The sequence below is a fragment of the Noviherbaspirillum sp. FW303-A3 genome, assembly GCF_058788695.1.
Genome location: NZ_JBYTAZ010000001.1, coordinates 1,458,921 through 1,471,678 on the forward strand (window position 1 = coordinate 1,458,921; position 12,758 = coordinate 1,471,678).

Genomic DNA, 12,758 nt, shown 5'->3' on the forward strand with positions numbered 1-12,758 from the left:
CTTTGTGCGGCGCAACAAGCAACGAAAACTACGTAGTGGAAATTCCGCTGGTAGCGGTCACTGTGTCGGCAGGTCGATGAATTCAACCGGCAGGCCGCGCGCGCGCATCCAGTCTGCCATGGCATAACCCGTTCCCGCACGCCAGGGGCGCAACTTTTCGGGCGAAATCATGCGGTAATCGACCAGCTCTTCCGATAACCGGATATGACCCGATGCTTTCACATGATAGGCGATGATGACTTCGTTCTTTCGGATGAATTCGTAAACGCCGATGAGGGTGATTTGGTTGGCATCGAGGTTGGTTTCTTCCTTGAGTTCGCGGGCGACGCCCTGCTCCGGCGTTTCGCCGCGCTCCATGAAACCGGTGATGAGCGCGAACATTTTTTCCGGCCAGGCGGCATTGCGCGCGAGGAGGATGCGGCCCTCGACTTCAACGAGGGCGGCGAGGACCGGAAGGGGGTTGTTCCAGTGCGTCCAGTGGCCGTCGGGACAGGCAAGGCGTACCTTGCCTGCTTCGCCGGCATCCGCGCGCTCGATGAGCGGCGCGGCGCACACGGGACAGAATTGCGGCGTCATTTACGCACGCTGGCGCACCCAGTCGGTGACGCCTTCGAGCGCCTTGGGCAGGCCCGTCGGGTCGGTACCGCCGGCTTGCGCCATGTCGGGACGGCCGCCCCCCTTGCCGCCGACCTGCTGGGCGACGAAGTTGACCAGCTCGCCCGCCTTGACCTTGGCTGTCGCATCGGACGTAACGCCGGCGATCAGGCTGACCTTTCCTTCATTGACGGCGGCCAGCACGATCGCCGCGGTCTTGAGCTTGTCCTTGAGCTTGTCCATGGTCTCGCGCAGCGCCGGGACGTCGGCACCGTTCAGCGTGGCGGCGAGCACCTTGATGCCGTTGACGTCGACTGCCTTGGCGAGCAGTTCATCGCCCTGGGCGGAAGCCAGCTTGCCCTTGACGGCGGCCAATTCCTTCTCCAGCGAACGGACCTGCTCAAGCACGCTGCCGACGCGCGTGGACAGTTCCGCCGGCGTTGCCTTGAGCGTGCCTGCGACCTGGTTGACGGTGGATTCCAGCGATTGCAGGTAGGCCAGCGCGTTGTCGCCGGTCACCGCTTCGATACGGCGCACGCCTGCGGCCACGCCGCCTTCGGCGACGATCTTGAACAGGCCGATGTCGCCGGTGCGCTGGACGTGTGTGCCGCCGCACAGTTCGCGGCTGGAGCCGATGTCGAGCACGCGGACTTCATCGCCGTACTTCTCGCCGAACAGCATCATGGCGCCGACCTTCTGCGCTTCGTCGATCGGCATCACGCGTGCCTGCGTGGCATGGTTGGCGAGGATTTCTGCGTTGACGATCGCTTCGACCTTGCGGATCTGTTCCTGCGTCACCGGGCCGTTGTGGGCGAAGTCGAAACGGGTGCGTTCGGCATTGACCAGCGAGCCTTTCTGCTGGACATGGGAGCCGAGCACTTCGCGCAGCGCCTTGTGCATCAGGTGGGTCGCGCTGTGGTTGCGGACGGTTTTGGCGCGCTTTTCGGCGTCGACCTTGGCGTTGAGCGTGTCGCCGATCTTGATCGTGCCCTCCACGATGCTGCCGTGGTGGCCGAACACGTCGGCCTGGATCTTCAGCGTGTCTTCCACCAGGAAGCGTGCGGCGGCGTTGCGCAGTTCGCCGGTGTCGCCCACCTGGCCGCCGCTCTCTGCGTAGAACGGCGTGTGGTCGAGCACGATCACGGCGTCGTCGCCGGAATTCGCCTGTTCGACGGAGGTGCCGTCGACATAGATCGCGGTCACTTTGGCGGTGTCGTGGATCAGTTTCTCGTAGCCGTGGAAGGTGGTCGGGCTGCCGGCATACTCCAGGCCTGCCGCCATCTTGAACTTGCCGGCTTCACGCGCGCGCTGGCGCTGCTCGTCGAGCAGCACGTTGAAGCGCGCCTCGTCCACCGTGACGCCGCGCTCGCGGCAGACGTCCGCGGTCAGGTCGACCGGGAAGCCGTAGGTGTCGTGCAGCTTGAATGCGGTGTCGCCGTCGACCTGCGTCGCGCCGGAGGCGAGTGCGCGGTCGAGGATTTCCATGCCGTTGGCGATGGTGCGGAAGAAGGACTCTTCTTCCTGTTTCAGCACCTGCATCGCGCGTTCGCCGTTCTGGCGGAGTTCCGGATAGGCGTCGCCCATTTCGTTGACGAGCGCCGGGACCAGTGCGTGGAAGAAGGGTTTGCGCGCGCCCAGTTTGTAACCATGGCGGATCGCTCGGCGGGCAATGCGGCGCAGCACGTAGCCGCGGCCGGCGTTGCTCGGGATCACGCCGTCGACGACGGTGAAGGTGCAGGCGCGGATGTGGTCGGCAATGACCTTCAGCGACGGGGAATCCTTGTCGCAATCGCCCGCGCCAGCGGCATCGACCGCCTTCTTGGCGGCTGCAAGCAGGTTGACGAAGGTGTCGATCTCGTAATTGCCGTGCACGTGCTGCATCACCGCGGTGATGCGCTCCAGGCCCATGCCGGTGTCGACACTAGGCTTGGGCAGCTTGTGCATCACGCCTTCTTCGTCGCGGTTGAACTGCATGAAGACGTTGTTCCAGATCTCGATGTAGCGGTCGCCGTCTTCGTCGGGCGATCCAGGCGGGCCGCCGGCGATTTCCGGGCCGTGGTCGTAGAAGATTTCCGTACAAGGACCGCAGGGGCCGGTGTCGCCCATCATCCAGAAGTTGTCGGATGCATAACGCGCGCCCTTGTTGTCGCCGATGCGCACGATGCGTTCGGCCGGCACGCCTACTGTCTTGTTCCAGATTTCATAGGCTTCGTCGTCTTCCGCGTAGACGGTCACCCACAGCTTTTCCTTCGGCAGCTTGAAGACGTCGGTCAGCAGTTCCCATGCGTAGGTGATCGCGTCGCGCTTGAAATAATCGCCGAAGCTGAAGTTGCCCAGCATCTCGAAGAAGGTGTGGTGACGCGCGGTGTAGCCGACGTTTTCCAGGTCGTTGTGCTTGCCGCCGGCGCGGATGCACTTCTGCGCAGTGGTCGCGCGGGTGTACGGCCGCTTGTCGAAACCGAGGAACACGTCCTTGAACTGGTTCATGCCCGCATTGGTGAACAGCAATGTCGGGTCGTCGCCGGGGACCACCGGGCTGGACGCGACGATGGTGTGGCCTTTCGATTCGAAGAACTTCAGGAATTTTTCGCGGATTTCGGACGATTTCATGTTGGGCGAAGTGAGGGAAATGCGTTGCAAACCGTTGATTATACGTGATTGGATACCTTCGATGAGGCAGCGGAAAGGGATTGCGGAGCCAGTCTCCGTACCGGGCGGGCCGCCCGGATCAGCCTTAGGCGAAATCCGGGCCGATCAGGTCGATACGGTCGGTGCAGAAGGCGTCCACGCCCCAGCAAAGGAGCTCCCGCGCCCGCTCCGGGGTGTTGACGGTATAGCAAAACAATCCGTAGCCGGCCTGCTTGACCGCGCGTGCGCGCTCGGGAAGGAGGTGCTTGTGGTTGGTGTGCAGAGCCACTGCATCCAGTGCCTGCAGCCGTTCGCGCCAGTCGGGCGGGATGACGTCGGCGAGCAAGCCGCGCGGGATGCCGGGTGCCGCCGCCTTCGCCTCGTCCAGCGCGTCGTACGAAAACGAGGAAAACAGCGGCAGCATGGCATCGCCGCCATCGAAGAGTCGGCGCGTGACTTCAGCGGCCACCCTGCCGGTTTCCCGCTCGGCGCCTGGCGAAGGTTTGATCTCCACATTCATCCAGATACCGTTTTCCTTGCAGAAATGAATGGCATGCTCATACGTCATTACGGTTTCGCCCGCAAAGGCATTGCCGAACCAGGCTCCCGCGTCCATGCGGACCAGTTCCGCCGCAGTCGTTTCACAGACCTTGCCCGTGCCCCGTACCGTCCTGCCGAAATCGGGGTCGTGCATGAGCACCGGGATGCTGTCCTTCGACAACATCACATCGAACTCCACCGCGCGGAATCCATGCGCCAGGCCGCAACGGAGGCCCGCCAGGGTATTTTCCGGCGCAAGCGTGCCGCCGCCGCGATGCGCAAGGACTTTCGGATAAATCCACATGGCTTGAGCGATCTCTTGGAATGATATTCAAGGATTCACAGTCTAATGCCAATCGTTAATCAGAAGGTGGTGCGGGTCAGGCCTCCAGTCCACGGGGCTTCGGCCTGCCCCGCCGTGCCCGACATGCCTGCCGACAGTCCCTTCCCTGCCCCATTCGATACTTCCACCTTCCTCTTCCCGGCGGAATGGCACGCGTTTTCCGATCTGCTGGGCGGCGCGGATACCGGTTTGATTTTCCTGACGGAAGGTGTCATCACCCATATGAACCGGCATCTCGTGGACCGGCTCGGTTTCGACGAGGCCGAGCTGATCGGACAGCCGGCGGAATTCCTTTTCCCCGAAGGCAGTGCCTCGGCGGAAGACGACCCGTCCACAATCCGGCTTCGCACCAAGTCCGGCAAGGTCCTGCGCTTCCATTTCGTGGCCAATCGCATCGACACGCTGCACGACACCCGCTCCACCATCTGGATCCTGCGTCCGGAATCGCGCAGCGAGGAAGGCCGCGCCGATGTTGCACTGGGCGAGGCGATCATCGGGCATCTGCCCGGTCTCGTCATGGTCTGCGGCACGGATACCTCGTTGCGCTTCGCCAACCGGTCGTTCGAGGAAATGACGGGCGGCAACGGCGGCATGCTGTCGACCCTGGTGCACAGCGAAGACCGCAGCAAGCTGCTTGCCACCCTCGACAAGGCAGCAGGTGGGGAAACTGGCGCGTCTGTTCCGCTGTCTTTCCGGCTGCGCCATCACGACGGCGCGTGGCGCCGCTTCGCCGGCGAGGCCTGCCGCCTTGACCTTCCCGACGAACCCAATACGCTTCTCGTGTATGCGCGCGACGTCACGCAGGAATTGCAACTGCAACAGGACGTCGCCGCGGAAAGGAAGCGGCAACTGCATTACCTCAACCGGCTGTTGCGCCTCGCGCAGCAGGCGCACGTCAACCTGGATTCCGCGCTGAAGGTAATCCTGAAGTCCGCAGCAAAGGCGATCGCCGCAGACAGATGCGCGTTCTGGGAAATCTCTCCGGAACCATCCGCCTCCCGCTGCGTGGCGATGTATGACGACGTGAGGCAAGGCTTGACCGTGGAGGAACCCGACACGCTTTTCGCAACGTCCTTTCACCCGCTCCTGCACCAGATCGTGCGCAGCGAGCAACAGTTTGTTGTCGACGACTTCGACCAGGATCCGCGCGTGGCGGTGTATTGCGAATACTTCCACGCGCGCGGAATCAAGGCACTGATGGCGCTCCCCGTGCAGCGCGGAAGCCAGCCTGCGGGCCTGCTCCTGTTTACCGTCCTGTCGCGGGCACGCCGCTGGCGCAAGGATGAGGCCGAGTTCGGACACAATGCGGCGGCGCTGCTCGGCGGCATGTTCGGCCAGGCGGAGCGCGTCCGGGAAGATGCGCAACTGCGCCATCTCGCGCACCACGACAGCCTGACCGGGTTGCCGAACCGCCACTTCCTGTTCGACCAGGCCGCCGATTTCTTTCCCAAGGTGACGGCCGGGGCAAAGACACTGGCTGCGTTCTTCATCGACCTCGACGGGTTCAAAAACGTGAATGACGCCTTCGGCCATGCGGTCGGGGACGAACTCCTCAAGGCGGCAGCGCTGCGCCTGAAAAATGTCGTGCGCAAGGACGACGTCCTGGTGCGGCTGGGCGGGGATGAATTCATGCTCCTGGCGCGCAACCTGAGCAACATGCGTATCGCCGACGATATCGCCCAGCAGATCGTCGAGACGATGCGTGGCGCGTTCTCCCTGCAGGGGCGCGAATTGCAGATCTCCGCCAGCGTCGGCATCGCGATCTATCCATTCGACGGCACCGACATCGACACGTTGATGAAGAAAGCCGACATCGCGATGTACCACGCGAAATCCGCCGGGCGCGACCAGTACCAGATGTTTGCGCCGCAGCTCAAGGACACGGCAACACAACGCTCCACGCTGGAGGCGGACCTGCGCCGCGCGCTCGACGAGCACGAACTGGTGCACTACTACCAGCCGCAGATCGACCTGCGCACGGGGAAAGTGCGCTGCGTTGAAGCCCTGCTCCGATGGCGGCACCCACGCAAGGGCATTCTTCTGCCCGCCGTCTTCCTGCCGCTGGCGGAGGAGACCGGACTCATCCGCGACATCAGCGCCTGGGTGATGAACGAGGCGTGCGAACAATTGAACGAATGGATCATGCAGGGACTGCACGACTTCACGCTGGCCATCAACCTGTCCGTCAGCCAGCTGATGGACAGGTCGCTGGTGCAGGAGCTGGAGGACGCACTGGACCGCACCGGCGTTCCTTCGCACCTGCTCGAATGGGAGGTGAAGGAAAGCACGGTAATGCAGCACCACACGATGGCGTCCTCGATGCTGGACCATATCACCGACATGCGCATCGGCTTGAGCATCGACGATTTCGGCACCGGATACTCGAGCATGGCCTACCTCCGGCGCTATCCCGTGCGCAAGGTTAAAATCGACGGCAGCTTTGTCGACGGCCTGCCAGGAGAACAGGACGACCGCGCCATCACGGAAGCCATCATCTCGATGGCCAAGCCGCTGGGACTGGAAGTGGTGGCCGAGGGCGTGGAAACACCGCAGCAGATGGAATTCCTGCGCGATCACGGCTGCGACATTGCACAGGGATACTTCTTCACACAACCACTGACTGCGGAACAATTCGAAACATGGGTGATTCGACACTGAAGAAAGCGCTTGGACATATTCGCGTACTCGACCTCACCCGCGTCCTCGCCGGCCCGTGGTGCGCGCAGAACTTCGCCGACCTCGGCGCGGACGTGATCAAGATCGAACGGCCCGGCGCCGGCGACGATACCCGCCACTGGGGCCCGCCCTACCTGAAGGATGCGGACGGGCGGGACACCAGCGAAGCGGCCTACTACCTCGCCGCAAACCGCGGCAAGCGATCCGTCACGCTCGACATCGCCACGCCCGAAGGCCAGGAGATCGTGCGCCGGCTGGCGCGGCAATCCGATGTGGTACTGGAAAACTACAAGGTCGGCCAGTTGAAGAAGTATGGCCTCGACTACGAATCGCTGAAGAAGGAAAAGCCCGATCTCATCTACTGCTCGATCACCGGCTTCGGCCAGACCGGGCCCTATGCGCAGCGCGCCGGTTACGACTTCATCATCCAGGGCATGGGCGGCTTCATGTCGATCACCGGGGAGCGCGACGACCTGCCCGGAGGCGGACCGCAGAAGGCGGGCGTGGCGATTTCGGACCTGATGACCGGCATGTATTCCACCATTGCCGTCATGGCGGCGCTCGCCCATCGCGACCGCACCGGCGAAGGCCAGTACATCGACATGGCGCTGCTCGACGTGCAGGTATCGATGCTGGCCAACATGAACACCAACTTCCTCGCCAGCGGCAATCCGCCCAAACGCTGGGGCAATGCGCATCCGAACATCGTGCCTTACCAGACCTTTGCCACCTTGGACGGACACATCATCGTCGCGGTGGGCAATGACGGCCAGTACAGGCGCTTCGTGGAGGCGGGCGGTCGGCCGGAGCTGGCGACCGACGAGCGGTTTGCGACCAACCCAATGCGGGTGCGCCATCGCGACACGCTGGTGCCGCTGCTGGCGGACATGGTGAAGACCAGGACCAAGCAGCAGTGGATCGATGCGCTGGAAGCGGCGGGCGTCCCCTGCGGTCCGATCAACAACCTCGACGAAGTGTTCGAGAATCCGCAGGTGCAGGCGCGCGGACTGCGCATGGATCTGCCGCATCCGACGGGCGGCAGTGTCAGGCTGGTGGGCAGTCCGATGCGAATGTCGGCGACGCCGCCGCAGTATGACTTGCCGCCGCCGTTGCTGGGGCAGCATACGGAGGAGGTGTTGTGCGGATTGCTGGGGGAGAGTCAGGAGCGGGTTGCGGCGTTGAAGGAGAAGGGAATCGTTTGAAAGGGCTCCCCCGCTCCGCCTGCGGGAGAGGGGAGATTACAAGACGAACGTAAAGTCCTTCACCAGCGCCCCCGGCAGCAATGCACTCCCGGTGCTCCGCGCCCCATACGTATCCGTATCGATCAGCATCTCCCGTTCCCGCGTCAGCCCGAGCAGCTTGTCGCCCAGCAGCCGGTACAGCGAATCGTCGAAGCGCATCACATTCAGCGGCGCCCTGATCTCCCCGTCCTCGACCCAGAAGGTCGCAAACCGCGTCATGCCGGTCAGGCGTCCGCTCATGCGGTCCGAAAAGTTGAGGTACCAGAGATTGCTGATAAAGATGCCGGTATCGAGTTCGGCCAGCACGCGCTCCAGAGGCAAGCCACCGGCTGCCAGTTCCAGCGAAGACATGCTCTCGCCTGCATCGGCGCCGTTGGTTGCGATGCCGTACTCCTTGGCCGTGCGCGGCGACACCAGGCTGCCGGCCAGCCGCCCTTCGTCGAACAGGACCACCCTGCCCGGCTTGATGAAGCCGTCGCCCTGGAACGCCGGTGCAAGACCGCCCGCCGTGTGCTCGGACAAGGTCACGGCGCTGTTCAGTTGCACGCCGTCGTCGCGCATGCGGCACAAGGGACTCTGGCGGGTGCGCAGGGATTTTTCCGAGACGCCTCCCCAGTTCAGCATGCCGAGGATTTCATTCAATGCCGACGGTGTGAGATAGGCACGGTAGGCGCCGGGTGAAATACTGACCGGGTCGCGCTGCAGGTACGCCAGCTGTTCCACCGCATGGCTGAACTTCGCCTCGAAGGCGGCGCCGTCCCACTCGAATCCGGCGTAGCTGGCCTTCACTGCCTTGTCCCGCTGGTGGTAAAGGCTCCAGTCGAGGTTGAAGCTGGCCGTCTCGTGCCAGTTGCGCTGGCCGAAAGAATTGGCATAGCCGCGATAGACCGGGCCGGCGGCGAGGATGCCGACCAGGTCGTGGCCGCGTGCGGCAGCCAGCACTTCGTCGACGACGGCGGCGGTTTCCGGCACGCGCGAGGGGACGATGTGCTCGGTGGAGCGCACCTCGGTCGCGCGCAGCAGGTGCGGGTCTTCGGGCAGGTCCTGGACCTGGCTGCGCAGCGCGGCGACCATGCGGTCGAGGACAAAACGGTCCGCATCGATGGTGCCGGCCAGCGCCATCGTCATGCTTGCATGGCGCTGGCCTGCGAACAGCGTGAGCGTAAGGTAGATCTGGCGCACATGGCCGGGCTGGCGGATCGCGCTGCGGTTGAAGCGCACGAAGTCGGACGATTCCGCCTCCAGCCAGCACTGGTAGTCTTCGCCGTCGCGCATGCGGGCATCGAGGCGGGCGGCGAGGTCACGGAAATACAGGCGCATCATGCCCCTCCAAACACATCGACATTGCCGAACAGGCAGGCCGGCGACGCATGGCCGACGCGGATCACCTGCGAGGGTTCGCCCTTGCCGCAGAACGGGGTGCCCATCACGCTGAAGGTGGACTGGTCGCCCACGGCCTTCAGCGAGCGCCAGAAGGTGGCGGAAATGCCGCGGTAGTTCGGGTTCTTCACGATGCCTTTCAATTCGCCGTTCTCGATCAGCCGGCCGACCTCGCAGCCGAACTGGAACTTGTTGCGCGAGTCGTCGATAGACCACGACAGGTTGGTGTCCATCAGCACGCCGCGCTCGACCGAGCCGATCATCGCGTCGAGCGTCGAGTCGCCCGCCTCGATGTTGAGATTGGCCATGCGATCGATCGGCGGCCTGTTCCAGTTGCAGGCGCGCGCATTGGCGACGCCCTGCATGCCGCTGCGCGCCTGCGACACGGTGCCGCCGAGCGGCCGTTCGAGGATGCCGTCGCGGATCAGCCAGGCGCGCTCGGCCTTGCTGCCTTCATCGTCCCAGCCGTAACTGGCGTACTGCTCGGGGCGCTCGGGGTCGTAGGTCACGTTGAGCAGCTCGGAGCCGTAACGATAGCTGCCGAACATGTCGAGCGTCACGAAGCTGGTGCCTGCGAAATTGCGCTCGTCGCCAAGGATGCGGTCCAGCTCCAGCGGATGGCCGATGGACTCGTGGATCTGCAGCATCATCTGCTCCGGCATCAGCAGCAGGTCCATGACGCCGCTCGGGCAGTTCGGCGCGGCGAGCAGTTCCAGCGCCTGCTCCGCCACGCGCCCGCCTGCGCCGAGGAATCCGGCCTGTTCCAGGATCTCGAATCCGCCCTGGCGGCAGTAGCCGTTGTACTGGCCGCCGAGGCTGCGCGTCTGAGTATCGCTCCCGTCGCTCGCCGTGACGGATAGGTTGGGAACCAGGTAGCGGAATTGCTGCTCCACGTCGGCGCCGTCCGCCGTCAGGTAGAGCTGCGAGGTCGACACGCTCCACAGCGACGCCTGCCAGTCGACCACGCGCGGGTCGATGCGGCAGCCTTCGGATTCGCGCATCAGCAGGTCGATCAGCTCCTTGCGCGATGGCAGCGGCGCAGGCGGCATCGGCGTCGCATAGCGGCCTTCGGGGCGTGGCAGGGGAATGCGGGAGTAGTCGACGACCGAACGGCCGGCACTGGCTTCCGCCCAGCGGCGCGCGCGGGCGAGCGCATTGGCCAGGCCGGACGCACTCAGGTCGCTGGTGGCGGCATAGCCGCACCCGCCGCGGTGGATGACGGTGACCATGACGCCGCGGTCGATGCCGGTGGACAGCGGCTGCAGGACATCCTGGCGCACAGCCAGCTGCTCGCTGCTTTCCTCGACGAGGCGCAGCGAACAGAAGTCGACCGCAGGCGCCATGCTGCGGAACAGGGAACGGATGGAATCGGACAAGGCGGATCTCATGCAATCAGGAAGCAACATTACAGAGACTCTATCAGACCGGGTTCGTTCATTTCCTTGCGTCATTTATTAATGACATAAGGAAACTTCAGCACCGGAAAATGACGCGACACAATATTTTTCTTTGCAAATGATCAAGACGCGCCCCGCACAGGTGCATGCGTTGTCAGTAGAATCGATCTGGTCATCCCCTTGAGAGACCGTCATGGCCGACTTCAACTGGAGCAATCCCTACCCTTCCACGCGCTCCCCGCTGTTCGCCCGCAATATCGTCTCCACGTCCCACCCGCTCGCCGCCCAAGCCGGCCTGCGCATGCTGCTCAAGGGCGGCAATGCCGTGGACGCGGCCATCGCCGCCGCCGCTGCGCTCACCATCGTCGAACCGGTGTCCAACGGGCTCGGCGGCGATGCGTTCGCGATCCTGTGGGACGGGCAGCAGTTGCACGGCCTGAATGCGTCGGGGCCTGCGCCGCAAGGCTGGAATGTGGATTACTTCAACAGGAAGCACGGCGGAAAGATCCCGGGACACGGCTGGGATTCGGTCACGGTGCCGGGCATGGTGGCCGGCTGGGTCGAGCTGTCGGAAAAATTCGGCCACCTTCCGTTCGCCGAGCTGTTCGATCCGGCCATCGAACTGGCCGAGCGCGGCTATCTCGTGCCGCCCATCGTGCAGAAGAAATGGGCTGCCGCCGTTCCCGTCCTGAAGCGGCAACCCGGTTTCGCCCGCGCCTTCATGCCCGATGACCGGGCGCCCGCTGTCGGCGAGAAGTTCGTCTTTGCCGAGGCCGGACACACCCTCACCCGCATCGCGGAAACGCATGGCGAAGCCTTTTACCGCGGCGAAATCGCCGAGGCGATGGCGCATCATGCGAAGCAGTGCGGCGGCGCGCTCACGCTGGACGACCTCGCCGCCTTCGTGCCGGAATGGGTGACGCCGATCCAGAAGGATTACGCCGGTTATACCGTGCATGAGATTCCCCCCAACGGCCAGGGCATCGCCGCACTGATGGCGCTGGGTATCGTGTCCGGGCTGGACATTACGCGCTTCCCCGTCGATTCCGCCGACAGCATCCATCTGCAGATCGAAGCGATGAAACTGGCCTTTGCCGACACCTACCACTGGGTCGCCGACAGCCATCACATGAAGAAGGTCAGCGCCGAAGACCTGCTCGACGACGCGTACCTCGCGGAGCGGGCAAAGCGGATCGACCTGCGCAACGCCGGCGACTACAAGCACGGCACCCCGCCGCGCGGCGGCACCGTGTACCTGACGGCGGCCGATGAAAACGGGATGATGGTCAGTTTCATCCAGTCCAACTTCCTCGGCTTCGGCTCGGGTGTGGTGGTGCCGGAAACCGGCATCAGCATGCAGAGCCGCGGTACCGGCTTCTCGCTCGATCCGAAGCATCCCAACTGCGTGGCGCCGGGCAAGCGCCCCTTCCACACCATCATTCCGGGATTTGTCACGAAGGAAGGTGTGCCGCAGATGAGTTTTGGCGTGATGGGCGCCCACATGCAGCCGCAAGGGCACCTGCAGGCGCTGGTGCGCATCTTGTCGTATGGTCAACAGCCGCAGGCCGCCTGCGATGCGCCACGCTGGAAGGTCAATGCCGGCCTGCATGTCGATATCGAGCGCAGCATGGCGCATGACGTGGTGGAGGCGCTGGCGGCGCGCGGCCACGAACTCAACACGAAGACCGACAGCACCCAGGATTTCGGCGCCGGGCAGTTCATCTGGAAGACGGAAGACGGCTATATTGCCGCCAGCGACCACCGCCGCGACGGGCAGGCTGTGGGTTTCTGACCCCGTTCGCTTCCGGAAATCCGCGCTTCACTCCCGTTTGGCGCAGTTCGTCGCAATCCGATATCCCTTCGGCGGCGCCCGCTGAATAATGCCTCCAACGAATCAAGCAAGACAGGAGGCAATCATGGAACACACCGCTGCCTACCGCGACACCCGCCGCCATGTCG

8 protein-coding genes are annotated in these 12,758 nt (G+C 64.0%); 3 read left to right on the forward strand and 5 right to left on the reverse strand.

Annotated features, from left to right (window positions below; all coding sequences use genetic code 11):
• Window positions 1-57 precede the first annotated feature (57 nt).
• The 3 genes from AC3WOY_RS07095 to ugpQ form a co-directional block, all read right to left on the reverse strand.
• Window positions 58-576 (reverse strand): NUDIX domain-containing protein, encoded by a 519-nt coding sequence (locus tag AC3WOY_RS07095; RefSeq protein WP_492422149.1) that lies wholly within the window; start codon window positions 574-576, stop codon window positions 58-60.
• Complete coding sequence (gene alaS, locus AC3WOY_RS07100) at window positions 577-3,204, reverse strand: alanine--tRNA ligase (RefSeq protein ID WP_492422151.1); 2,628 nt, start codon at window positions 3,202-3,204, stop codon at window positions 577-579.
• 124 nt (window positions 3,205-3,328) lie between these two features.
• Complete coding sequence (gene ugpQ, locus AC3WOY_RS07105) at window positions 3,329-4,066, reverse strand: glycerophosphodiester phosphodiesterase (protein WP_492422153.1); 738 nt, start codon at window positions 4,064-4,066, stop codon at window positions 3,329-3,331.
• Between the two features lie 45 nt (window positions 4,067-4,111).
• Here ugpQ and AC3WOY_RS07110 point away from each other — a divergent pair, with 45 nt between their 5' ends.
• Window positions 4,112-6,763: a sensor domain-containing protein gene (locus AC3WOY_RS07110; protein ID WP_492422155.1), complete on the forward strand. Its 2,652-nt coding sequence runs from the start codon at window positions 4,112-4,114 to the stop codon at window positions 6,761-6,763.
• Window positions 6,745-7,983: a CaiB/BaiF CoA transferase family protein gene (locus tag AC3WOY_RS07115; RefSeq protein WP_492422157.1), complete on the forward strand. Its 1,239-nt coding sequence runs from the start codon at window positions 6,745-6,747 to the stop codon at window positions 7,981-7,983. Before AC3WOY_RS07110 ends, AC3WOY_RS07115 begins: the two co-directional genes overlap by 19 nt.
• 36 nt (window positions 7,984-8,019) lie before the next feature.
• On the opposite strand, the gene AC3WOY_RS07120 is transcribed toward AC3WOY_RS07115, so the two are convergent.
• Both AC3WOY_RS07120 and AC3WOY_RS07125 read right to left on the reverse strand, forming a co-directional pair.
• Window positions 8,020-9,345: a TldD/PmbA family protein gene (locus AC3WOY_RS07120; RefSeq protein ID WP_492422159.1), complete on the reverse strand. Its 1,326-nt coding sequence runs from the start codon at window positions 9,343-9,345 to the stop codon at window positions 8,020-8,022.
• On the reverse strand, window positions 9,342-10,745 hold the full coding sequence (locus AC3WOY_RS07125; RefSeq protein WP_492429222.1) for a TldD/PmbA family protein: 1,404 nt from the start codon (window positions 10,743-10,745) through the stop codon (window positions 9,342-9,344). The genes AC3WOY_RS07120 and AC3WOY_RS07125 overlap by 4 nt, the downstream gene beginning before the upstream one ends.
• A 247-nt stretch (window positions 10,746-10,992) precedes the next feature.
• On the opposite strand from AC3WOY_RS07125, the gene AC3WOY_RS07130 reads away from it, so the two are divergent.
• Window positions 10,993-12,591, forward strand: a complete 1,599-nt coding sequence (locus AC3WOY_RS07130; protein ID WP_492422161.1) for a gamma-glutamyltransferase family protein — start codon at window positions 10,993-10,995, stop codon at window positions 12,589-12,591.
• Window positions 12,592-12,758: the final 167 nt, after the last annotated feature.

Coding starts and splice junctions, on each gene's coding strand:
- AC3WOY_RS07125 (WP_492429222.1), bottom strand. CDS start 10,745: ATGGCGCCTGCGGTCGACTTCTGTTCGCTGCGCCTCGTCGAGGAAAGC.
- AC3WOY_RS07110 (WP_492422155.1), top strand. CDS start 4,112: ATGCCAATCGTTAATCAGAAGGTGGTGCGGGTCAGGCCTCCAGTCCAC.
- ugpQ (WP_492422153.1), bottom strand. CDS start 4,066: ATGTGGATTTATCCGAAAGTCCTTGCGCATCGCGGCGGCGGCACGCTT.
- AC3WOY_RS07095 (WP_492422149.1), bottom strand. CDS start 576: ATGACGCCGCAATTCTGTCCCGTGTGCGCCGCGCCGCTCATCGAGCGC.
- AC3WOY_RS07120 (WP_492422159.1), bottom strand. CDS start 9,345: ATGATGCGCCTGTATTTCCGTGACCTCGCCGCCCGCCTCGATGCCCGC.
- AC3WOY_RS07130 (WP_492422161.1), top strand. CDS start 10,993: ATGGCCGACTTCAACTGGAGCAATCCCTACCCTTCCACGCGCTCCCCG.
- AC3WOY_RS07115 (WP_492422157.1), top strand. CDS start 6,745: ATGGGTGATTCGACACTGAAGAAAGCGCTTGGACATATTCGCGTACTC.
- alaS (WP_492422151.1), bottom strand. CDS start 3,204: ATGAAATCGTCCGAAATCCGCGAAAAATTCCTGAAGTTCTTCGAATCG.